The sequence below is a fragment of the Neptunomonas qingdaonensis genome (assembly GCF_900113275.1).
Taxonomy (GTDB): Bacteria; Pseudomonadota; Gammaproteobacteria; order Pseudomonadales; family Balneatricaceae; genus Neptunomonas; species Neptunomonas qingdaonensis.
Window position 1 is genome coordinate 21,535 of the sequence record NZ_FOOU01000016.1, and the last position, 22,226, is coordinate 43,760.

21 protein-coding genes and 1 tRNA gene are annotated in these 22,226 nt (G+C 47.6%); 18 read left to right on the forward strand and 4 right to left on the reverse strand.

Annotated features, from left to right (window positions below; all coding sequences use genetic code 11):
- Positions 1–6: 6 nt before the first annotated feature.
- Positions 7–1,641, forward strand: a complete 1,635-nt coding sequence (locus BM099_RS17485; RefSeq protein ID WP_143083799.1) for a ShlB/FhaC/HecB family hemolysin secretion/activation protein — start codon at positions 7–9, stop codon at positions 1,639–1,641.
- A gap of 232 nt (positions 1,642–1,873) precedes the next feature.
- On the opposite strand, the gene BM099_RS17490 is transcribed toward BM099_RS17485, so the two are convergent.
- A tRNA-Phe gene (locus tag BM099_RS17490) sits at positions 1,874–1,949 on the reverse strand.
- Between the two features lie 210 nt (positions 1,950–2,159).
- Here BM099_RS17490 and BM099_RS17495 point away from each other — a divergent pair.
- The 15 genes from BM099_RS17495 (at position 2,160) to BM099_RS17565 (ending at position 15,144) form a co-directional block, all read left to right on the forward strand.
- Positions 2,160–3,065: a type IV pilus biogenesis protein PilM gene (locus BM099_RS17495; RefSeq protein ID WP_143083800.1), complete on the forward strand. Its 906-nt coding sequence runs from the start codon at positions 2,160–2,162 to the stop codon at positions 3,063–3,065.
- A 3-nt stretch (positions 3,066–3,068) separates the two neighbouring features.
- A complete protein-coding gene (locus BM099_RS17500; protein WP_090729986.1) occupies positions 3,069–3,674 on the forward strand; it encodes a PilN domain-containing protein in 606 nt (201 codons plus the stop codon).
- Positions 3,667–4,335, forward strand: coding sequence for a type II secretion system protein GspM (gspM, locus tag BM099_RS17505; RefSeq protein ID WP_090729989.1), 669 nt, complete (start codon positions 3,667–3,669; stop codon positions 4,333–4,335). Before BM099_RS17500 ends, gspM begins: the two co-directional genes overlap by 8 nt.
- 115 nt (positions 4,336–4,450) lie before the next feature.
- On the forward strand, positions 4,451–4,669 hold the full coding sequence (locus tag BM099_RS17510) for a hypothetical protein (RefSeq protein WP_143083801.1): 219 nt from the start codon (positions 4,451–4,453) through the stop codon (positions 4,667–4,669).
- Positions 4,670–4,686: 17 nt separating this feature from the next.
- Positions 4,687–6,321 (forward strand): pilus (MSHA type) biogenesis protein MshL, encoded by a 1,635-nt coding sequence (gene mshL, locus BM099_RS17515; RefSeq protein ID WP_090729997.1) that lies wholly within the window; start codon positions 4,687–4,689, stop codon positions 6,319–6,321.
- Positions 6,322–6,357: 36 nt separating this feature from the next.
- Positions 6,358–7,275, forward strand: coding sequence for an ExeA family protein (locus BM099_RS17520; protein WP_090729999.1), 918 nt, complete (start codon positions 6,358–6,360; stop codon positions 7,273–7,275).
- Positions 7,272–8,726, forward strand: coding sequence for a tetratricopeptide repeat protein (locus BM099_RS17525; protein ID WP_177201222.1), 1,455 nt, complete (start codon positions 7,272–7,274; stop codon positions 8,724–8,726). The genes BM099_RS17520 and BM099_RS17525 overlap by 4 nt, the downstream gene beginning before the upstream one ends.
- Positions 8,727–8,741: 15 nt before the next feature.
- Positions 8,742–10,514, forward strand: coding sequence for a GspE/PulE family protein (locus BM099_RS17530; RefSeq protein WP_090730007.1), 1,773 nt, complete (start codon positions 8,742–8,744; stop codon positions 10,512–10,514).
- Positions 10,515–10,516: 2 nt separating this feature from the next.
- Entirely contained in the window at positions 10,517–11,746 is a 1,230-nt protein-coding gene (locus tag BM099_RS17535; RefSeq protein WP_090730009.1) for a type II secretion system F family protein, read from the forward strand.
- Positions 11,739–12,260 (forward strand): prepilin-type N-terminal cleavage/methylation domain-containing protein, encoded by a 522-nt coding sequence (locus BM099_RS17540; RefSeq protein WP_090730011.1) that lies wholly within the window; start codon positions 11,739–11,741, stop codon positions 12,258–12,260. Before BM099_RS17535 ends, BM099_RS17540 begins: the two co-directional genes overlap by 8 nt.
- 70 nt (positions 12,261–12,330) lie before the next feature.
- Positions 12,331–12,840, forward strand: coding sequence for a type II secretion system protein (locus BM099_RS20850; protein ID WP_090730014.1), 510 nt, complete (start codon positions 12,331–12,333; stop codon positions 12,838–12,840).
- A gap of 68 nt (positions 12,841–12,908) precedes the next feature.
- The gene (locus BM099_RS17550) at positions 12,909–13,424 is read left to right on the forward strand and encodes a pilus assembly FimT family protein (RefSeq protein WP_090730017.1); all 516 of its coding nucleotides are present in this window, start codon (positions 12,909–12,911) and stop codon (positions 13,422–13,424) included.
- Positions 13,405–13,932, forward strand: a complete 528-nt coding sequence (locus tag BM099_RS17555) for a type IV pilus modification PilV family protein (RefSeq protein ID WP_090730020.1) — start codon at positions 13,405–13,407, stop codon at positions 13,930–13,932. Before BM099_RS17550 ends, BM099_RS17555 begins: the two co-directional genes overlap by 20 nt.
- Positions 13,932–14,741: a PulJ/GspJ family protein gene (locus tag BM099_RS17560; protein WP_090730023.1), complete on the forward strand. Its 810-nt coding sequence runs from the start codon at positions 13,932–13,934 to the stop codon at positions 14,739–14,741. Before BM099_RS17555 ends, BM099_RS17560 begins: the two co-directional genes overlap by 1 nt.
- Entirely contained in the window at positions 14,731–15,144 is a 414-nt protein-coding gene (locus BM099_RS17565; RefSeq protein ID WP_090730026.1) for a hypothetical protein, read from the forward strand. The genes BM099_RS17560 and BM099_RS17565 overlap by 11 nt, the downstream gene beginning before the upstream one ends.
- Positions 15,145–15,164: 20 nt before the next feature.
- On the opposite strand, the gene pyrE is transcribed toward BM099_RS17565, so the two are convergent.
- Positions 15,165–15,806, reverse strand: coding sequence for an orotate phosphoribosyltransferase (gene pyrE, locus BM099_RS17570; RefSeq protein WP_090730029.1), 642 nt, complete (start codon positions 15,804–15,806; stop codon positions 15,165–15,167).
- A gap of 148 nt (positions 15,807–15,954) precedes the next feature.
- Here pyrE and BM099_RS17575 point away from each other — a divergent pair, with 148 nt between their 5' ends.
- Entirely contained in the window at positions 15,955–16,728 is a 774-nt protein-coding gene (locus tag BM099_RS17575; RefSeq protein ID WP_090730032.1) for an exodeoxyribonuclease III, read from the forward strand.
- A 75-nt stretch (positions 16,729–16,803) separates the two neighbouring features.
- Here BM099_RS17575 and rph read toward each other — a convergent pair whose 3' ends face one another.
- On the reverse strand, positions 16,804–17,523 hold the full coding sequence (gene rph / locus BM099_RS17580) for a ribonuclease PH (protein ID WP_090730163.1): 720 nt from the start codon (positions 17,521–17,523) through the stop codon (positions 16,804–16,806).
- 153 nt (positions 17,524–17,676) lie between these two features.
- Between rph and BM099_RS17585 the strand changes: the two genes are divergently transcribed.
- The gene (locus BM099_RS17585; RefSeq protein ID WP_090730035.1) at positions 17,677–18,540 is read left to right on the forward strand and encodes a YicC/YloC family endoribonuclease; all 864 of its coding nucleotides are present in this window, start codon (positions 17,677–17,679) and stop codon (positions 18,538–18,540) included.
- An 87-nt stretch (positions 18,541–18,627) separates the two neighbouring features.
- On the opposite strand, the gene BM099_RS17590 is transcribed toward BM099_RS17585, so the two are convergent.
- Positions 18,628–22,086, reverse strand: a complete 3,459-nt coding sequence (locus BM099_RS17590; RefSeq protein WP_090730037.1) for an acyl-[ACP]--phospholipid O-acyltransferase — start codon at positions 22,084–22,086, stop codon at positions 18,628–18,630.
- Positions 22,087–22,226 lie beyond the last annotated feature (140 nt).

Sequence of the window (22,226 nt, forward strand, 5' to 3'; positions counted from 1 at the left end):
AATTAATTGAATTATTGGTGTCATGCCCCGCGAGTCGCAGTGCTCGCTTTATTACCTGTAAATCTGCTTGCAGCAACTCTTCCTCCCGCTATTGATCCCGCTGGTCAAAATCAGGATTTGATGCGCCGGGAGGAGAAAATTCAGCAGCGGGAGCAAGCTGAGAAAAAGCCGGTCTTAATTGACGAGAAGCCAGTGGCTACGTCGACAGACGATGGTGCTTTTTTCGTATTAAAGAGTGTTCGTTTCACCAAGTCAGAAATACTGAATGCCGATGATTTGCGTAAGGTCGTTGGCCCTTATCTTGGCAAGAAAACTCGTCTCTCTGATCTTAATAAACTGGTTGCTGGGATTAATGCTGCTTATCGTGAGAAAGGGATATTCACCGCAGCGGCGTTACTTCCCCCGCAGGATATTAACGGCGGTACTGTCATTGTTAGGTTGGTTGAAGGAAAGCTGGGTGAGCTTGTGGTCGAAGGGAATGATTACGTTCCTGATACCTATGTGCGTGACTGGATCCGCAATGTTCAGGGCGAACAGCTGAGTGATATGACTTTGCTGGAAAGCGATATTCTTCAGTTCAACCGCGTTAACGATTCACGCCTGCAGGCCGAGTTGCGAGCAGGTAAGGGTTTTGGTTTAACAGACGTAGTGATTTTAGTTGATGAGGTTGCACAGAACAATTTCCAATTGTTCGTAGATAATTACGGTTATGAAAGCTCCGGCGAAAATGAAGTAGGTGGTCTTTATAGGCGCTATGGTTTGTTTAACGGTAGCGACCGCGCTTTGGTTTATGGATTGGTAACAGATGGTAATATAGCGTTTAGTGCCGGTTATAATACGCCAGTGAGGTCTACGCGTTGGAGGGTCGGTAGCTCTGTATCCCTCAACCAAACCGAAATTACCAGTGGCGACTTTGAAAACGTTTTGGTTAATGGAGACTCCAGCAGCATTACCCTGGATGCCTCGTGGTTAGCATATTCCACCCCAAATTTTTGGCTTAATGCAGTTAGCTCCGCGTTCTATTCGGATTCCGAAACCACTGTGGCAGATGAGATCATCAGTGACTATAGCATTACTAAACTCAATACCGGGGCGCAGTTTACTTGGTATGGTGCCGGTTGGCAGTGGACAGGTCGACAGCTTGTCAGCTGGGTCAGCACCAAGAACAAGGCAGTTGTCGATAATGATCAGGCTTTTATGGTTCTCAGCGGTGATACTACTGCTTTTTTCCGCCCTGGTAATACGAATGGCTATGGCTTGCTTCAACTTGATTACCAGTACACCGCTGAGGATTCTATTCCCGGTGCTGTCGCCTATTCATTAGGAGGAGCAGCGTCAGTTCGTGGCTATAAAGCCGGGGTGGTAAGCGGCGATTCTGCGTATCAAATAAGTCTTGAAGCACATTATACTGGCTGGAGAGCCTTCGGCGGTGATGTTGATAGCTTTGTTTTCTACGATGCTGGAGAAGTCTATTCCACTAGCCCCTCGCAAATGGTGCAGTCCGTCGGCGTAGGGTTAGGGTGGCACAATGCCGCCGGTCTTTCTGCGGATTTTACGGTTGCCAATGCCATTGATAATGTCGTGCCAGATCAGGACGACGTTGTCTTCTATGGCCGCTTTAGTTGGAAGTGGTCGAAATAGTGTGAGCTAAGCAACTGCTAACAAGAGAGGCGTGTTAGACCGTGAAATATTTACGGAGCTGACAAATCGTATATGAGGATTAAAGTGCTCATCGTTACCCAAAAGCCGCAGACTGAAAAGCTCTAACGGTGTATGGGGTGTGGCTATCTGAATTTAGCTGCTACGCTGACCTGAAATGGACCAGAGCCCATAAACAACAAAGCCCCACATATGACTGTGAGGCCTTAGTACTTGGTGCCCGGAGGCGGAATCGAACCACCGACACGAGGATTTTCAATCCTCTGCTCTACCGACTGAGCTATCCGGGCATCTCAAGAGGTGCATATTCAATCATTTAGCGTTTCTTAGTTCAAGCTTATTGTTTGTTTTTGTACATAATTCTGCTGGCTTAAGCTGTTATGTCGCCTAAACTAATATGAATACTAGCCGTTATATATAGAATCCCTATTGAGGCTAGTGCTAAATCCTCTTCTATTAGTCGTTTTAATCTTTAAGATTGCGTAAAAGGAGTTACTGATTTGCTTCGGTTCAGAAAGAAAAATAGTAGATCGAATGGATTAGTTGCTATCCACCTTCTGCCGGAGGGAGTCGCGTTGGCCTGCGTTGCTTCTGTAGAAAATAAGCGAAAGTTAACCGCCGCTGCCTTTTTGAATGTGTCTGACCCTTTGAATAACCCGGCTATAGTGGCTACATCCGTTTCTGAAGCAGGAATGGCTAACAGCCGTTGTTCATTGGTTTTATCTTCGGGTGAGTATCAGTTGGTGTTGATTGAAGCCCCGGACGTACCTAAAGAAGAGTTAAAAGAAGCACTGCTTTGGCGTGTTAAAGATATGATTCAGTATTCCACCGATGATGCCATTATCGATTATTATGAGCTGCCTGAAGATGCATTTCGAGGCCGCGGTAAAATGCTGTATGTCGTGGCTGCTGATCGAAAACTAATAGCAAAGCGCATCTCTTGGCTAGAAAGTATCGGGCTCTTTCCAGAGTATATTGATGTGCCTGAAATGGCATTATTGAATATTGCGGAAGGTCTGAGTGAATCAGAGGCAGGTACAGCAGTACTTTATTTAAATGAGAAGCAAAGTGTTATTAACATGATGTCTTCGGCTGGTCTGTATCTCTCCAGAGCCTTGTCTTATGACCATAGTGTGCAGATTGATAATGCCGTCTTGGATCTGCAGCGTTCGATGGATTATTTTGAGAGCCAGATAGGTAAGCCTCCTTGTATGCGTATTATTGTGATGCCCCTGCAGGTCGGTGAGACTCCGTTGATGATGGAGTTACGTAATAATCTGGGCGCGGATGTCCAGTCACTGGATTTAAGCGATGTTGTTGAATCAGATGAGCCCTTAACGATTGATCTCCAGCAGCGCTGTTTCGTATCGATTGCTGCAGCGTTGCGCTGTGAAGAGAGTAAGTGAGTTATGAAACAACGAATTAACCTGCTTCCGCCCCGGCCTAAAATTGAGCGTGATTATTTACGATTTAATTATGTAATCTGGACTTTTACGGGAGTGTTGTTACTTTGTTCCGTGATAAGTGCCTGGATCTGGAGAGACGTTCATCAGACTGATGAACAGCTACAGGGCTATGTGATCCAACTGCAGCAACAGCAGCAGGCGTTAAAAAAACTTGAGGTGCTTCAGAGCCAGCGTAAACCTGATCCGGCACTTGAGGATTACAGGGATCAGTTACAACAGACAGTATTATCTAAACAGCGTTTGTCTGGACTATTAGAGACGGTACAGCCGGAGCACCAACAAGGTTTCTCACAAGGGCTGTTGGCATTCTCAAATAGTACGCCGGATAAAGTATGGCTGACCGCTTTCAAGATGACGTCAGGTTCTTTAATCCTTGATCTTGCTGGTGAAAGCGCGGATACATCACAAATTCCCGTTTTTCTAAGACAGTTAGCGCAACAGAGCTTCTTCAATAAAATGCATTTCGCTGAACTTAAAACCGAAAAGAAGGATGATAAAGCCTACCTGTTTAATGCTCATGGGGTGATCGCGGGTAAAACACATGATTAATTCTATTGCTGAAAAGTTTAATGCACTGGAAAAGCGTGAACGCTTGCTGATTGCGGTGACCTGTACTGTTTTGATAATAGCAGTGTTTTTTATGGCCGTGATTGAGCCTTTGATGAAAAAGTCTTCAAGGTTTAATGCTCAAATTGAGCAGAATGTGCGTATGGTGAACACCCGGCAGACGGAAATAGATGCATTTACCCGCGCCTTAAATGTTGATCCCTCCGCTGCAGTTCGGGCCAAGATTGCTGAGCTGGAAAAAACAGATAAACAAGTGACCAGCATCCTGCAAAGACGTTCTATAAATTTGATGGATCCTGGTCAAATGGGGCAGGTGTTAGAAACGGTTTTAAGAGATAAGCCGGGTATTGTGTTGCAGCGACTGTCTTCTTTGCCAGTAAAGCCTTTACGCTTGTCACCTGATGTTGAGACAGAATCAGATGCAAAACCATCTATAGTGAATGCCCCCGTCTATTCGCACGGATTTGAAGTGGAGCTACGTGGGGGATACGAGGATATTTATGATTACTTGCGTCATCTGGAGGGGCTTTCCTCATCATTTTTTTGGGATTCGCTGGAGTATAAAGTGTCCAAGTACCCTGATTCTGAAGTAACCTTACGCGTTCATACGCTGAGTGCTGTGGAGGGCTGGATAGGTGGTTAGAATATGGAGAGCTAAGATAATCGGTTTTTTGATGCTGTGCTGTTCGGTACCAGTGTGGGCTGATCCTGTGCTTAAGGATCCGACACAACCCTATCGTATACAGGTTGGAGAATCTGTGGCCGTCGTAGAAAAAAAGGACTTTGAAGTGACCTCTATACTAAAAAGAAAACATGTTGCCTGGGCTATTGTAAATGGCATTAAAGCCAATGTCGGGGATCGTGTCGGTGGCGCAAAAGTATTGCAGATTACCTATGACAAAGTGTTACTTGATATGGGCGATAGCCGGCGCTGGGTACTTCTTTCAAACAATTCTGGGCTGAAGATAAGCCGGTAACATTATAAGGTTTGCTCATGAAGCATATACAAAGACATCTGATTTTAATTATTGCAGGGTTATTAGCAGGATGTCAGACCGTTGGACATGTGACCGAAGAACCGCCGCAGCAGGAGTCAGAAAAAATCCTTCAGGCGGCATTATCAGATACTGCTAACCGAACACAAGCGGTTGCCGGGTTGCCGGTACTACCCTCATTAGCGCCACTACGCTTGGATGATTTGGCTCAGGTGCAGGAAGAGCGCTTTGATGTTTCCGCAAGCCAGTTATCAGCCCGCACTTTTTTTATGGGCTTAGTGGAAGGTTCGCCCTACAACATGATTGTCCATGAAGGGATTGAAGGTAACATTTCGCTTCAATTGAAAGATGTAACCGTTGCTGAAGTAATGAAAGCTGTACGTGAGGTATACGGTTATGAGTATAAACGTAGCGGCAATTTATATCAGGTGCTTCCGGCAAACCTTGAAACGCTGATTTACCAAGTCAACTATCTGGATGTTCAACGTGAAGGGCAATCGCAGACGTCGGTTAGCGCAGGTTCAGTTAGCCAGGCGGGGTCGAGTGATAATTCGTCAAGTGACAGCAGTTCTTCCGGTAATAGTTCTTCCAATAATAGTGCTGCCAGTAATTCGGGGCAGGGAGTGTTGGTTGGCACGCACATCAGCACGCGCAGTAAGACAGATTTCTGGGGCGGTTTGCAGGCGACCTTATCGACTATCATCGGTACTGACAAAGGCCAGCGTGTGGTGGTAACGCCACAGGCGGGTGTCGTCGTGGTAAGAGCGTTTCCAAGTGAACAGCAGACTGTTCGTGAATATCTGGAGAAAGCTGAATTAATACTAGGGCGTCAGGTGGTTATCGAAGCAAAAATCCTGGAGGTGAATCTGAATAATGGCTTCCAGGCAGGGATCGACTGGAGTGCAGTTGGAAGAATAAATGCGAAAAATTCGGGAGTGTATGGGGTTAGTTCCGAATCGATCACGAACTTTAACGGGCTAGGTGGCGTATTTAGTGCAGCGTTAGATCTGAACGATTTTACGGCGCTGATTGAACTGTTGGGTACGCAGGGTAATGTGCAGGTTTTGTCGAGCCCGCGTGTTTCTACCATGAATAATCAGAAGGCGGTGATTAAAGTAGGCACCGATGAGTTTTATGTCACCGATATACAAAACACCACAACCACCGGCACAGCTACGACCTCTACGCCTGATATTGAGCTAACGCCCTTCTTCTCTGGCATCGCTTTGGATGTCACGCCACAGATCAGCGCAGATAACGAAATTATCCTGCATATTCACCCCTCAGTTAGCGAGGTCGAAGATCAGCAGAAATTGATCAGCGTGGGTAAAGATCAATTCAATATACCGCTCGCTTTAAGCTCCATTCGTGAATCAGACAGCGTGGTCAAAGCCAGCAGTGGTCAGGTTATTGTGATTGGTGGGCTGATGACATCAGGCAGCAGCGATACTTTTGCTAAGACACCGGGGCTGGGTGATATTCCGGCGGTGGGTAAGCTTTTTCAACAGCGCAGCCAAGGCTCGAATAAAAGTGAACTGGTCATTCTGTTAAGACCTGTTATTGCTAATGCGACCGGCTGGAAGCAAGAGCTGCAGCGTAGCCTTGAGGGGTTTCAGTCATTAAAGCAGCGCTAAGCAATGCTCAGCACAAAAGTGATGGATTAGATATCTATGTATATTGATCACTTTGGCATGCGGGAGCTACCGTTTACATTAACGCCCAATACGCGATTTTTTCTGCAGTTGCCAACGCATCAGGAAGCCCTGAATCTGTTATTGGTAGCCTTGGGCGGTGGCGATGGCTTTATCAAAGTGGTGGGTGAAGTCGGCACAGGTAAAACCATGCTATGCCGCACCTTGCTGAATGCGTTGGACAAGGAATCTTGCATTACTGCGTATATCCCTAATCCTTATTTGAGTCCTGAAGCGCTACGCCGAAATTTTGCATTGGAGATTGGCATTGAAAATGCCTTGGCGATAGCGGATTTTGAGCTGGTTAATCGCATTAACCAGAGATTAGTAGAGATAGCGAAAGACGGTTTGTACACGGTCTTGATTGTGGATGAAGCACAAGCGATGCCGGAAGAAACCATAGAAGCATTGCGATTGCTGACGAATCTTGAGACCGAATCAGAGAAGCTTTTTCAGGTTGTGCTTTTTGGTCAGCCTGAATTGGATCAGTTATTAAGTCGGCCATCGCTTCGACAGCTGTTACAACGTATTACCTTTAGTTGCCGATTAAATACTCTGCCGGTCGCGGCTGTCAGCCATTATCTTGAACAACGTGCCAGCCGGGCAGGATATGCAGGGCTTTCTCTATTTTCGTCCGCTGCAGCAAAGTTGATAGCAAAAGCGTCTGGCGGCGTGCCGCGGTTGGTTAATATCCTGGCACATAAGTCTTTGATGAGCGCCTATGGACGTGGCGACAGCACGATAAAAAAAGCACATGTTATCAAGGCGATAGAAGATACTGAGGGCGTCGATGTTCCGCTAATGAGTGGTATTGCCAAGCTTCTGCTGGGCTCCGTTATTATGACTAGCTCAGTATGCGGAATGCTTTACTGGGCGACCATGCGAGGGCTTATATGAGTCTGGTGAATGATATGTTGCGTGACCTGGATGAGCGCAAAAGGGAAGGCTCTACAGGCTATCGCGCGGTTGCCAAACGCGATAGTAATACGGGTCATTGGATTTGGATTGCACTGCTTATTGCCTTAGTGACGATTGTTGGCTTTTTTGTCAGAGAATGGGGGGGAAAGATCAATGAGCGTAGCGACTTCTTATCCTGGCTTGATAAAGAACAGGTCCAAACAGCCAGTACTAGTCAGCCGCCTCTGCAGGAATCGCTTGCATTAATTGCTCAGCAGACAGACGTGCAAAAGGAAATAGCTGCACCTGAACCTGAGCCTGAACGTAAAGCTAAGCCTGAAATAACAGCTCCTGTTACTACCAATATCAGTGCCATAAACTGGACATCACAATCAGATCTACGCGGCACCTTGACCTTCTGGCTGGATCAGGTGAAGCCTTTTGTGCTTTATAGCCGGTCAACCATGACATTGGATATTGCCATTGAGGAGTCGCTTTTGGCCGTTGGTCTACCGGACATCAGTGGCTCATTATTGGCGACAATTGACATCGTTCCTGAAGAGGGCAAGAGCCGCTTTAAACTTGTCGCAAGCGACCCTGTGGAGTTTTCTCCTAAACTAAAACAAAACCCGGCCCGTTTAGTTGTTGAGGTCAGCCGTCCTGCACCTGTGGTGTCAGCCGTTATACCCACAAGATCAGCAGACAAAGAAACCACAGCCGTCTTAGCCGCCGCGAAAACAAGCCCCCCGGCACAGCCTACAGCTGCTCCCAGGGTTGCGGTATCGGAAGATGCGACAGAGGTCTCTCACACGGCAGCTAATACGACAGATCAGAGGGCAGGTCAGGCAACAGGCCAGAAGGCAGGTCAGTGGAAGAAATCACTGAATACGCTGCCAACAGACAGTTCTGTTGTGCGAAGTGCCCGCCGCCTGCTCAGTCAGCAACGTACCGATGAAGCGCTGGACTTACTAAAAGACTATGTCAATAAAGCGCCTGCTTCGCTGCAGAGCCGTTACTTACTAGTACAACTTTATCTGGCAACCGAGCGTTATGCCCCCGCATCAGAAATATTACACACAGCACCCGACAATCTATCGTGGGGGCTTTTGCAAGCGCGGGCTTTTCTGCAGCAAGGGCAAGCAAAGCACGCAATAGAGTTACTGGAGCAATATCCGGATGGGCAGAGTCGGCAGGATTATTTGGATCTGCTGGCATCGGGTTATCAGCAAGCAGGACAACATGCAGCAGCGGTTGCGCGTTATCTGAGTTTATTAACCCTGAACTCTCAGGAAGGTCGCTGGTGGATTAATCTGGGAGTCTCTCTGGAGCATCTCGGGCAGACAAGAAAAGCACTGGATGCTTATCGTTCAGCGTTACAGATTCCGGATTTGGAACAATCCTTAAAACAGTATGCGCAGTTGCAGTCGCAAAGATTGATGCAATCGCAATAAGAAGGGTTAAGAGGCATGGCATCACCAAAGATGAAAATCCGTATTGGCGACCTGATGGTTCAGAATGGTGTTATTTCTGAGCAGCAGTTGACCAGTGCACTGGCCCGGCAGAAGGAAACACGCCAGAAACTGGGGCGCTCTTTAGTCTCTCTTGGTTATGTCGATGAGCAGCAATTTTTAGAGTTTCTTGCGCAACAGTTGAGTGTGCCGCTGGTTGACCTGTCCCATTACAATTTTAAGCAGGAGGATGTGTTACGTCTTTCTGAAACCCATGCCCGACGCTTTCGTTCGATTGTATTAAAAGAAAACCCGGATCATTTTTTAGTGGGGATGTCGGATCCACTGGATATTTTTGCTTTTGATGAGTTGCAGCGCCTGTTGCCAAAAACCATCGAACTGGCCGTCGTTGCAGAGAGTCAATTGCTGCAAACATTGGATCTGATGTATCGCAGAACCAATGATATTGACTCGCTGGCAGATCAGCTCAGCGAAGATATTGTGGAAGATAGTTTCGATCTTTCGCGCTTAACGGCTACCGATGAAACCGATGCACCGGTTGTGCGTTTGTTGAAGAGTATTTTTGAGGATGCTGTGCAAGTCGGTGCATCCGATATTCATATCGAACCTGACGAGCATGTTTTGCGGATTCGCCAGCGTGTTGATGGGGTATTGCATGAACATGTCATGAAAGAGACACGTATTGCCGCCGTATTGGTATTACGTTTGAAGTTGATGGCCGAGCTTAATATCTCTGAAAAACGTCTGCCTCAGGATGGACGATTTAATATTACGGTTAAAAATCATAACGTTGATGTGCGTATTTCGACGTTACCGATTCAGCATGGCGAATCAGTCGTTATGCGTCTGCTGGATCAGAGCGCCGGTCTGATTGATCTGAATAACGCCGGATTGCCGCCACGTATGCTCGCTAAGGTGCGACGCATAATACATGAGCCACATGGTCTGCTGTTGGTTACGGGGCCTACGGGGAGTGGTAAAACCACCACCTTATACGGCGCATTAAATGAGTTAAATGATGCTTCGAAAAAGATTATCACTGTTGAGGATCCTGTGGAGTATCGTTTGTCTCGGGTGAATCAGGTTCAGGTGCATCCTCAGATAGGGCTGACGTTCTCAAAAGTATTGCGTTCCTGTTTGCGTCAGGACCCGGATATACTGTTAGTCGGTGAGATTCGCGATCTGGAAACCGCCGATATTGCTATGCGAGCGGCGATGACAGGGCATTTCGTATTGTCTACCTTACACACCAATGATGCTATCTCCAGTGCCATGCGCTTGGTTGATATTGGCGTGGAAGGTTATCTGGCAGGGACGGCGTTGCGTGGTATTCTCGCTCAGCGACTGGTGCGCCGAATTTGCGAAAATTGTAAAGAGCCCCATATACCGACGGCACAGGAACAGGTGTGGCTGGATATCAAAGGTGAAGAGGCGCAACTGCAGATCACTGAGCTAAAGCACGGAAAAGGATGCACATACTGTAATAATACAGGCTACAAGGGCCGCGTTGGTATCTTTGAACTCCTTGAAATGAATGATGAGATGGCTGATGCGCTGCGGCGTAATGATAATTCTGCTTTCAGCCAGGCGGCCAGAAGCAGTGAAGGCTATCAACCCCTTGTTATGAGCGCATTAGCCATGGCAAGCCAAGGTATTACTTCTCTGCAGGAGGTGTTCCGGGTGACTGAGCAGATGGATGAGTCTGCTTATCTGGAAAGTGCTGAGACCCTATCACCGGCTCAACCCGACAGCCATCTGGAGCTGGAGTAATTATGGCTGCGTTTCAGTACACAGGACGTCATGCGGATGGCTCAGCGGCGACAGGGCGTGTTGAAGCGTTAAATAAAGCGGCAGTGGCTTCACAGCTTCTGGATCAGGGCATCACACCGGTTAAGGTCGAGCTGGCAACCCAGGACAAAGAAGACCTGAAGTCCAGAAAGCGCGGCCAGATTCGCCTTTTTGAAAAAGTATCTGTCGATGAAATGATCATGTTTAGCCGTCAGATGGCCAGTCTGACCCGCGCCGGTGTGCCTATTACCAATGGTATGCGTGGTTTGGCAAATACTATTCGAAACCCTTTGCTGCAAAGTTCTCTGAATAAGATCGCGGATGATCTTGAAAGGGGGAACTCGCTATCAACAACCTTGAGTAAACACCCTAAGCTATTCAATAACCTTTATGTCAGCATGATCCATGTGGGTGAGAATACCGGCCAGCTGGATCAATCGTTTACCCAGATGGCCTCCTATCTTGATTTAGAACGCAAAACCGCGCGAAGTATCAAACAAGCTACCCGCTACCCTATGTTCGTGATTATTGCGATCTCAATAGCATTAGGTGTGATCAATGTGTTTGTTATTCCGGCATTCAAATCAGTTTTTGATAGCTTTGGCGGAAATATGCCTTGGCAAACCCGGGTGTTAATCGCTATTTCAGATTTTACGGTTAACTGGTGGCACCTGATTATAGGGGTATTGATAGCACTGATTTTTCTCTTTGTAAGATGGCGAAAAACAGATGAGGGTCATCGTAAATGGGATCGGGTTAAATTACGTTTTCCGCTGGTAGGCGGGATCTTCTATCGTGCTATTTTAGGCCGTTTTGCACGTACATTCAGTGTGGTGCTTAAAGCAGGAATACCTATTGAACAAGGACTATTGATCGTCTCACGCGCCATGGGAAATGTGTATATCGGTGAAAAAGTAGCGGAGATGCGTAAAGGGATTGAGCGTGGAGAAGGGTTTAGCGCAACCGCGCACCGCAACGGTATGTTTAGTCCCTTGGTGATGCAGATGTTAGCAGTAGGGGAGGAAACAGGACGGGTAGATGAGATGCTGGAAGATGTCGCCAACTTTTATGAAGAGGAGGTTGAGTATGATCTGCAAAACCTATCCAGTGTCATTGAGCCTATATTGATTGTGGCTATTGGTATTATGGTATTGGTGCTGGCATTGGGCGTATTCCTTCCCTTGTGGGAATTAAGTACCACTATTAATGGTTAACATCAGGAAAGACAAAGGTTTTACCCTGCTTGAACTGGTTGTGAGTTTGCTGCTGATTTTGATTTTATACGGCGTGCTTTCGACGCGTTTGGGAAGTGTTGCCGAATCAGCAGAACGTGCTGCCATGTATGGCGTGCTAGGGCAAATTCAGCAGCAGATAAATTTACGCCTGGCCTCGTTTTACATTGAAGGATCTCCGCATAAAGCAAAAAATCTTCTAACACAAAACCCTTTTAGCTGGATCTCTCCTACAGCGAAACACTATGGCGGTGAAATACAAGCCGGTGCTGATCAGACGCTGTTAGCAGGGCGTTGGTACTTTGATCAGGTTAGCCGGGAGCTGGTCTATCGGGTGCAACGCAATAATAATTTAAAAATTCAGGGTGATGACCAGCGAAATCTCAGATTTGTGCTTAAATTAAATGGTAATGCAGCCGATAACCAACAAAACAAGGCTGTTTATAGCATTAAGATTCAAGCGGTTAAACCGTTTGTTTGGGATATAGCAGCTTAAGAAGCCATCCAGGCTAAAGCAATTTCGAGTAGTACGGCGATCATCGTCAAGTAGAGAACGGAGTGGTTACATGAAACGACAGGCTGGTTTTACAATTATCGAGTTGGTAGTAGTCATAGCACTACTGGGGATTTTAGCGGCGGTGGCATTGCCACGCTTTATTGATGTAACCACTGATGCGCATCGCGCCTCTGTCCAAGGCTCTGCCGGTGCCTTAGGTGCTGCAGTTGCTTTGGTTAAGGCCCAAGCCATTGTTAAAAATGTTGGAGCAGGTGATACCGTCGCTATTGATGGTACTAATATTATCGTCAATGGCACTCGTTTTCCTGTCAGCACCAATGGGGCTGTTATTACCGGCGGAACAACGGCTGTACCGGCGCTATCGGCAGCGACTTGTGTTGCAACGTGGGATGCCGTGCTGCAAGCGAGCGCACCTTCCGTTGCAGCAGCAGCGGGGTCTGATTATCTGGCAACGGTGTCGGGAACAATTTGTACTTATGCCTATCAAAATAACCTGCCAACAGTGCGTACCATTGCGTATGATACAAACAATGGTGACGTAAGCACGACTAATCCTTAATAATCATGCTGGCGTAGCTCTGATGCAGTCCTGAAACAGTCCTGATACAGCTCTGGTATAGTTCTGATATGAAATACAGCTTACGTCAGCAAACAGGCTTTACGTTAATCGAGATGGTCACTGTGCTGGTCCTGTTAGGGATTTTAAGTGCAGTGGCCTTCGCACGTTTAGGGGGCGTATCCTCCTACAGCGAATCACTTTTTCAGCAACAGCTACTGTCTTATTTACGTTTGGCGCAACGCACTGCGGTCGCGCATCAAGGTAGCGGTGCCCAATTGAATATCACGCGTAGCACCACGACGCAGTGGGATATCTCATTGCAGTTTTCTGCTCAAACGTTAGCCTATCAATTGGAAGGTGGGCACTCTTTCACCTTTGCTTCGGGGGCTAGCTCAGGAACTATCGCCACAGGTAATACACTATCGCTGCTCTACCGTGATACCGGAGATCTGGCTCAACTGATCACTCCGGTTACTGCCCCTGTGGCTGCACCTATAAGCGCCAGCCTTTCCCTGCTGGTGGCCGGCAGCCATCCTACATGTGTTTCACCAACAGGATTCGCCTATGAAGGCCCCTGTCTCTGAATCCGGCTTCTCACTGGTTGAGACTATCCTGACCATTGTTATCATCAGCATTTCGCTGGTGGTGTTGGTTTCGGCTTGGGGGCAATCAGCACGACACAGCGCAGATCCTTTCTGGCATGCGAAAGCGGCTCATCTGGGCCAGGCCTATATAGAAGAGATTCTCACCAAGCGATTTGATGAAAATACGCCAGTCGGTGGTCAGCCTGCATGTACGAGTGCCAGCTGTTCTGCAACCTTAGGGGTGGATAAGCTGTCAGACGGTGTGACGGATGAAACAAGAGACCTGTTTGATGATGTGGATGATTATCACGGCTTAAATGAAACGCCCTCAGAAAACGCTTTAGGCGTTATCCGTCCGGAATATGATCGCTATCAGGTCGCTGTGAATGTCTCGTATGCCGGTGTTGAGTTAGGAAGGCCGGCAAAAACAGTCAAACGCATTAATGTCACGGTGACACCGCCCGGCGAATCAGCACAGTTGTTTGTGGTGTATCGGGGAAATTATTAATGCGTCGCACTCACGGATACAAGCAAACAGGCTTTACGCTGCTGGAGCTGATTGTTGTTATCGTTTTGCTGGGTATTATTTCCGTGGGTACCAGCGGTTTTATCGTTAACTCGCTACAAGGTTATAGCGATTTGGTGAGGCGCGATGGTATTGCTGCAACCAGCCGTGTGGCGATGGATCGTATGGTTAGGGCGCTGCGTAATGCATTGCCGAATAGCTCACGCACTCAGCAGGATGCGAGTGGCGCATGTCTGGAATATATCCCCATTCTGGATGCAACATCTTATATTTCAATGCCTCTCACCAGCGCCGCCAGCTCCTTTTCTATTATTCCTTTTTCCGAGGCGCCTGAGCTGGGTAAAACAGCAATCTATCCGATCAGCACACCGGCTGTTTATCAGACCGGTTCGCCCGCGGTGATCTCTCCCGACATTAGTTCGTCTCCAGCCAGCCTGTTAGGACCGGGTGCTACCACGTTGACATTGGCCAGTGCACATCAGTATCCGGCTGAATCACCCTCTAAGCGGATGTTTATTGTTGATGGTCCGGTTAGTTTTTGTCTGGTCGGGGATCGCTTGTATCAATACCGTAACTATGCACGCTCCGCCACGCAGCCAATGCCTGCAAGTCTGCCAAGTACCGAACCCAACAGAGCGTTGCTGGCTTATCCGGTGACATCGGCTCAGCCATTTACCGTAGTGAACGCTACGTTACAGCGTAATGCCCTGGTGATGCTGGAGTTCAGTGTTGAGCAAAACTCAGAAAAACTACTGATTCAGCAGGAGGTGCAGATCCGTAATGCGCCCTAACCTGAATCAAGCCTATAAAAAACAGAACGGCCTTGGGCTGATCTCTGCTATTTTCGTCATAGTAGTGTTGGCGATGCTGGTGGCGGGTATGAGCAGCATTATGACAGCCAGCCAAACGTATCGATCACAGGAGATATTAGCGGTCAGGGCATTGTCAGCGGCACAAACAGGTTCAGAGTTGCACCTGTCTGAGTTATTGCATCCGGAAAATGCGCAGGTCTGCAACACAGATGTGGCGCCGCTAGCCCTGGCAACACCCGGGCTGCTTGATTGTAGTTATCAGGCGAGTTGTGCTTCAGTAACCGTGGGGTCAGATACGTATTATACGATTAAGAGTGTCGGCCGGTGTGGCTCGGGAGTTGATTCGGCCACCCGCGAAGTCAAAGTACGGGTGGCGCCTTAAAGAGTAGTGCGAACAATAACTTAGATGCCGTATTCAGCTCGATATGCCTGGATTGCAGGTACGACTTCGTCATAACCACCGACTTCCAGTAGATAATCAACCACATCCTGCAGTGAAACAATGCTGATCACCTGCATGGCGTAATCACGCTCAACTTCCTGAATAGCCGATAGCTCACCTTTGCCACGCTCCATACGATTAAGTGCAATCATCACCGCGGCGGGTGTCGCTTCTGCGGCATTAATGATCTCCATTACTTCGCGGATGGCGGTACCGGCGGTAATGACGTCATCAATGATCATTACACGACCTTCTAATGGCGCGCCGACTAAGCTGCCGCCTTCGCCATGGCTTTTCGCTTCTTTACGGTTAAACACATAAGGCACGTCACGATTGTAATCGTTAGAGAGTGCAATCGCTGCCGCCGCCGCCAGCGGGATACCTTTGTAAGCAGGGCCAAACAATACATCAAATTCAACATTGGCTTCATCAATGGCCGCGGCATAGTAACGGCCTAATTTTGCCAGTGCCGTACCGCTATTAAAAAGGCCTGCATTGAAAAAGTAGGGGCTAACCCGGCCAGATTTTAATGTGAACTCACCAAAGCGCAATACATTCTGTTCGATGGCAAACTGGATAAATTCTCTCTGGTAATCGCGCATGGCAGGGTCTCATATCGTATAAAACGCGTATTCTACCATTAGCTTGGCATATGAACGAGATTTTCGGGGGTTAGTAAATTTCCTTTTTGCTGACTACACTATACAATTCCCCTTTAACTTTTTTGTGCGCTTTACAGGAATAACCAATATGCGTGTTATCACCTTCAATACACAAGGTATTGAACAGGCGGCTGATAGAGGCTTCTTCGACTGGATGGTCAAGCAGAATGCAGACGTCATCTGCTTGCAGGACCTTCGGCTAAGAGAATATCAGCTGGATGGTGACCGTTATCACCCTGAAGGCTATTATCCTTACTTCTTTGATGCGTTCGAAGATGGCTATAGCGGTGTGGCTATTTATACGCGCCAGGTGCCAAAAGCGATAATGACGGGTTTGGGATTTGAGCTGTGTGATACTCAGGGGCGCTTTATTCAGGCGGACTTTGATAAAGTCAGTGTGTCATCTCTGCATATCCCATCCGGACTAAAAAGCTTTTCGGCACAGCAAACAAAAGAAGAGTTTATGTCTCACTTTTTGGGGCACCTGAAGAAAACGTTACGTAAGCGTCGTGACTTTATTTTTTGCGGCACTCTGAATACGGCTCATCGTCCAATGGATTTGAGTAATTGGTATGCGAACCAGACTGTTTCCGGTTTTCTGCCAAGTGAGCGTGCATGGATGGAAGAGATGCTGGGTGACCTGGGCTTTGTGGATGCTTTCCGTGAGATCAACAAGGCAGAGCGTCAGTTTACCTGGTGGCCGGATTACAACCGCGCCCGCACCTTAAATGAAGGCGCCCGACTGGATTATCAGATAACTACGGCGAACCTGCGTAAGATGGTTAAAAACGTATCTATTTTTAAAGACCAGATGTTTTCTGAGCATGCGCCGTTAACCATCGATTACGATGGTGATTTTTAAAACTCCTTAGATAAACAAAGAGCAGAAAAACAAAAAGGGTGCCGAAGCACCCTTTTTAATGTCTAAAAAAGCTTATTAATTGAAAGCCGCTTTTTGCATCTCAATAATTTCTTTAATGCCTTTATTCGCCAGAGCCAGCATTTTGTTCAGCTCGTCCTGAGTATATGGCGCGCCTTCGGCAGTACCCTGTACTTCAATAAAACCACCCTGGTCAGTCATGATGACATTCATATCAGTTTCTGCTGACGAGTCTTCGTCGTAATCCAGATCCAATACGGCTTCACCTTTATAGATGCCCACAGAAATAGCCGCCAGCATATATTTGATTGGATTACCTTTTAGCGCGCCATGTTTATCTTTTTTCAGGAAGTTAATGGCATCCATGAGCGCTACGCAAGCACCGGTAATCGATGCGGTACGTGTGCCGCCATCGGCCTGAATAACATCGCAGTCGATAGTAATGGTATTTTCGCCGAGTTTTTTAAGATCCAGAGCGGCGCGTAGTGAGCGACCAATAAGACGTTGGATTTCGATAGTACGGCCTGTTTGCTTACCGCGTGCCGCTTCCCGGCCATTACGCGTATTGGTAGAGCGAGGTAGCATTCCATATTCGGCGGTCACCCAGCCAGAACCTGAACCACGCAAAAAGCGCGGCACGCCACGCTCAACCGTAGCGGTACAGATCACTTTTGTCTCACCAAATTCAACCAGCACCGAACCTTCTGCATGCTTAGTGAAATTACGTGTAATACGGATTTCACGCAACTGGTCGGGTTGGCGACCACTCGGACGCATGCTGGCAAGACCCAGGTTTTGAAGTTGATCTGACATGGTAGGACTCATCTGTAAAATACACCTTAACAATAATGAATGATTTGCTGCATAGAGCATCGGTCTTCAGACTGGTAAACTAGCCGAATAGGATAATTCTAATCGAGATACGACAACATGACACGTAGTATGACCGCTTTTGCTCGTCAAGAGAGCCAACAGGCGTGGGGAACCCTCACCTGGGAAGTCCGTTCTGTTAACCATCGCTTCCTTGAACCTCAATTGAGACTCCCGGAACAGCTCCGGGAGCTGGAAGGGGCATTGCGGGAAACACTGCGCAAACGCTTCAGCCGTGGCAAGGTCGAATGCATGCTGCGTTTTATACCCGATGAGCAAGCACAAACACTGCAAGTCAACGAAGCATTTGCCAAGCAGCTACTTGCCGCTACTGAGCAGATGGAGCAGTTAATGCCCGTATCTCAGTCGTTGAATCCGCTCGACCTGTTGCGTTGGCCGGGTGTTTTGCAAGACGTAAAGATTGATATGGAAGAAGTAAAGCGTGAAGCCCTGCAGCTATTCAATAAGGCGCTGGCAGATCTTCAGGCAGGCCGTGAGCGCGAAGGCAAAGAGCTGGCAGGTTTAATAGAGCAGCGTCTAGATGCTATTAGTATTGTAATCAGTGACGTGCGCACCAAGCTTCCGCAGATCCTGCAGAATCAACGTAACATGCTCAGATCACGTGTCACCGATCTGGGTGTGGATCTAGACCCGCAACGGCTTGAGCAAGAAGTGGTACTGCTGGCACAAAAAGCCGATGTAGATGAAGAGATGGATCGCCTCGACACACACGTACAGGAAGTACGCCGTATCCTTAAACAGAAAGAACCCATAGGTCGCCGTTTAGACTTCCTGATGCAGGAACTCAACCGTGAAGCGAACACGCTTTCATCGAAATCGATAGTGACGGATACCACGCAAAGCGCGGTGGAGCTTAAGGTATTAATTGAACAGATGCGGGAGCAAATTCAAAACATTGAATAAATAAAGTAACTTTACAGTGCTTCAATATAGAAGAATGAGAAGATACCGAGCCTGCGAGCCGCAGGTGCTCGGTATTTTTTCAGTGTTTTAAGCCGTTTCGCTCAGGGCTAATTTCTTAGCCGTTGCAAAATCGTTTTTCCCCGACCCTAACTTAGGCACTGTATCCACTGCTACCCAGTTGGCTGGAATCATTAAACCGCTGACGCCATTAGCTAGCATGGTTTGCCTGACACCAGAAGTTTCCAAATGTCCTTCATAGAGTAGTGTTATCGACTCACCTTTCTTGTCGCAAGGAAGGTTGATAGCGACGAGCTCTATATCTTTTTCGGGTATGGCATTGCGGACGTTTTGCTCTAGCTCGCTCAAGCTAATCATCTCACCAGCTATTTTGGCAAATCGGGAGTAGCGGTCCAAAATGGTGAGGAAGCCTTGCTCATCAATTGAGCCTTTGTCGCCGGTCACATACCAGCGTTGGTCCTCAATTTGTTTTAGGACTTCGGCATTTTTTTCAGGGTTGTTAAGGTAACCCTGCATCACTTGCACACCGCCGATGAGGATCATACCCGCTTCGCCAGTGGTTAACTCTGCGAAAGTGTTTGGATCTACTATCTTAAAGCTCGTTCCCGGTAGCGGCATTCCGACGGTACCTTGTTTTCCGCCTTTTTGTACTTTCCAATAGTGTGTATCGAGCGCGTCTGGTAGGTTGACGCTGGCGACCGGCGTGGTTTCTGTACAGCCATAGCCCTCTAAAATTGGCTTGCCAAACTTCAATTGGAAGCTGTCCCGTACATCTGAATTCAGTTTTTCGGCCCCAGAAACGACGATACGTAAGCTGTCGAACATAAGCGGGTGCACTTTATGATTACGCGCAAACAGCCGTAAGAAAGTCGATGTGCCACACATGACGGTTGCTTGATGCTTCGCCACGGCTTTGGCGATACCTAATGCGTCTGTTGGATCAGGGTGACAGATCATCGGCAAACCTTCGATCAAAGGCAAGAATTGAGTAACCGTTAAACCAAATGCATGAAACAACGGCAAGGAGGCCATGATAACGTCATCATCATTCATATTGAGCACATCAGCGGCCTGTTTAACATTGGCCATGATATTGCGATGACTCAACATAACGCCTTTAGGTGCGCCTTCACTGCCGCTCGAAAAGAGAATGGCAGCGGTTGCAAGTGGATCACGTTGTTTACACACCAAGCGAGTAAGCAGAGAGGCCGGAAGGAGCTTAGCCATTAGCCAATGGCTGAGTAGCTCGCCTTTGCCTATAGTTTTTTTCAGTTCTTCTAAATAGACAAGCTGCACACCGTCAAATAATGGGGTTAGATCTACACCGCGCTTCGCTAGTTTTTTAACAAAGCGCTCAGATGTGTAGATGGTTGTGATGTTAGCCTGTTTTACTGCCGACAGTAGTGCGTCAACGGAAGCTGAATAGTTCAGGTTTACGACTGTTTTTCCTGCCATGAGAGATGCCATATTGGCTAACACCCCGCCAGCGCTGGTAGGCACTAATAAGCCGACTTGTTCTTCTGGACTGAGCTTTCCAATACGCCGAGATATTGCCATAGCACCCGCCAGGGCACTTAAACCCGACATGTCTGCCCCAGTAGTGTCTGCAATCGCCAGGCTGGTGCCTTGCTGCTTGGCGGTAGTGACCCAAGCTTCTGCTAGTGTTGGCAGTTGTTCAACATAGTTCTGCCAAGAGCTGATGGATAGATCAAAAACCCGACGCTTAAGCACATCAACCGCGGTGTTTTTATCTAAAGGAGCGCCAAAAGACACGACAATATCACGTTTTATACCACGAGAACTGTGGCGTTTGAGTCGCTCAGAAGAGTGAGAGAATTTACTGCCCCATAGGCCGCGAAGATAAAATGGAACGATGCTGACATTGTCGTTTGCTTCTTTACAGGCAATCTCATAACCACGACGAAATTCAGCAAGATGACCTGTACGACTAATGCTGCCTTCAGGGAAGATGCAAACGACTTCGCCAGCATTAAGAGCCTCGGTAACTTTAGCGAGGGAGTCTCGGCTTGATGTGCCTGGCTGAATGGGTACGCAGCCCATCATTTTTAGAAAGCTGTTGAGGTACCATTTGTCGTAAATTGATTTCAACATTACAAATCTGATGGGGCGGGGAGTTGCGATTTGAATGATGGCCCAATCTACCCAGCTAATGTGGTTACCCAGTAGTAGTACGCCACCACTGCTAGGGATGTTCTTCATCCCTTGCACGCTAACACGGTAGCGTTTGCTCATTAATGAACTAAGAATAACGCGTACCAAACTTTGCGGTAGCTTTACGATGGTATACAAACCACCGATTAATGCTACCGCAGCGATGATCTGTAACAGGGTACGGCTGTCAAATCCTTGTAGAGAGAACACAACGGTCAGCGCTAAAAAGCTGGCCATGGCAACATTCTGCACCCAGTTATTAACGGCGAGCACTTTCCCCATCTCATGATCTTCGGCATGAAATTGTATTAAGGCATTTAAAGGGACAATGAATAACCCTCCTGAAACCCCCACAACTGTAAATAGTAATGCTTGGCCTTGCAGAGTTGTGATGCTTGGCAGTAGCCATAAGCTAAAAGCAACCCCTAGCGCACCTAAGGGTACGAGTCCCGTTTCTATATAATGACGTGATGCTCGTCCAGCTAGCCATGAACCAAAGACGATACCAAGGCCGGTACATGCAAGAACACCTTGAATGATGACTGTGTTAGTAACTCCAAAACTATCTTTTGCGTAGGAAGGAAATGCAGATAAAAGTACTTGGCCTACAGACCAGAATGTTGCCAACCCAATGATGGATAAACGGATGACCGCGCGGTTGTTGACTGCTTTAAGATTGCTAGCAATGAGCTTGCCTTTGATGTAATCGGGCACTGAAAACTGTTTTGACGGTTCGCCTTGCTCGAGTGTCGGCAGGCGATACATGGCTAGTAGCTCGAGCACAGCATTGAACACTAAGATCCAACCCAGTGGCGCGATAGCCAAGAGAATAGCGCTGCTATCTGTCGCCCCCTCAGGGTAAAGGGATTCAAAGAAGAGAGAGTACACTACAGTGCCTGCTAAAATAGCAACGATAGTGACCGCTTGTACCAGCGCGTTAGCGGGAACTAAGCCCTCCTTTCCAAAAAGAGGCTTGATGTAGCCGTACTTGGCTGGTGAGTAAAATGCTGACTGAATTGCTAGTAAAAAGGTCATGGCAAAAGCAGCCCAAAACCAGCCTTGGTAGTAGCAAAAGGTAATGGCTAAGGTGAGGCCTACTGCAAACCAAGCAGCGACTTTGAGGACTTTATTTTTGGGGTATTTATCGGCAACAAATGCTGACGGCGATAACAGTAAGATAAAAGGCAGCAGGATTAAACCGTTAATAATCGCGGTTAAGATAACCTGAGTCTGGTCGTCGTACACTTTGAAGATAGTGTTTTGAATTACAATCTTGTGGCCGAGGTCAACAAAGGCGTTAAGAAACACAGCCGCTAAGTAAGCTAAAGAGCCGGTGATTTTGAGTAGTTTATCCATAAGAACATTCCTTGGTGTGATTCGAATGCCATCCAGTATTGGCGAATACTCGAGAGATGAAATACTATCTGCAAAAGGCGCGGCACATCAAACATATAGTATTACATTATGATCCTTACAAGGATTGCTGCGTTTTTGTT

Coding starts and splice junctions, on each gene's coding strand:
- BM099_RS17540 (WP_090730011.1), top strand. CDS start 11,739: ATGGTTAACATCAGGAAAGACAAAGGTTTTACCCTGCTTGAACTGGTT.
- pyrE (WP_090730029.1), bottom strand. CDS start 15,806: ATGCGCGATTACCAGAGAGAATTTATCCAGTTTGCCATCGAACAGAAT.
- BM099_RS17525 (WP_177201222.1), top strand. CDS start 7,272: ATGAGTCTGGTGAATGATATGTTGCGTGACCTGGATGAGCGCAAAAGG.
- BM099_RS17590 (WP_090730037.1), bottom strand. CDS start 22,086: ATGGATAAACTACTCAAAATCACCGGCTCTTTAGCTTACTTAGCGGCT.
- BM099_RS17565 (WP_090730026.1), top strand. CDS start 14,731: ATGCGCCCTAACCTGAATCAAGCCTATAAAAAACAGAACGGCCTTGGG.
- BM099_RS17500 (WP_090729986.1), top strand. CDS start 3,069: ATGAAACAACGAATTAACCTGCTTCCGCCCCGGCCTAAAATTGAGCGT.
- BM099_RS17560 (WP_090730023.1), top strand. CDS start 13,932: ATGCGTCGCACTCACGGATACAAGCAAACAGGCTTTACGCTGCTGGAG.
- BM099_RS20850 (WP_090730014.1), top strand. CDS start 12,331: ATGAAACGACAGGCTGGTTTTACAATTATCGAGTTGGTAGTAGTCATA.
- BM099_RS17550 (WP_090730017.1), top strand. CDS start 12,909: ATGAAATACAGCTTACGTCAGCAAACAGGCTTTACGTTAATCGAGATG.
- BM099_RS17575 (WP_090730032.1), top strand. CDS start 15,955: ATGCGTGTTATCACCTTCAATACACAAGGTATTGAACAGGCGGCTGAT.
- rph (WP_090730163.1), bottom strand. CDS start 17,523: ATGCGTCCGAGTGGTCGCCAACCCGACCAGTTGCGTGAAATCCGTATT.
- BM099_RS17530 (WP_090730007.1), top strand. CDS start 8,742: ATGGCATCACCAAAGATGAAAATCCGTATTGGCGACCTGATGGTTCAG.
- BM099_RS17585 (WP_090730035.1), top strand. CDS start 17,677: ATGACACGTAGTATGACCGCTTTTGCTCGTCAAGAGAGCCAACAGGCG.
- mshL (WP_090729997.1), top strand. CDS start 4,687: ATGAAGCATATACAAAGACATCTGATTTTAATTATTGCAGGGTTATTA.
- gspM (WP_090729989.1), top strand. CDS start 3,667: ATGATTAATTCTATTGCTGAAAAGTTTAATGCACTGGAAAAGCGTGAA.
- BM099_RS17555 (WP_090730020.1), top strand. CDS start 13,405: ATGAAGGCCCCTGTCTCTGAATCCGGCTTCTCACTGGTTGAGACTATC.
- BM099_RS17520 (WP_090729999.1), top strand. CDS start 6,358: ATGTATATTGATCACTTTGGCATGCGGGAGCTACCGTTTACATTAACG.
- BM099_RS17535 (WP_090730009.1), top strand. CDS start 10,517: ATGGCTGCGTTTCAGTACACAGGACGTCATGCGGATGGCTCAGCGGCG.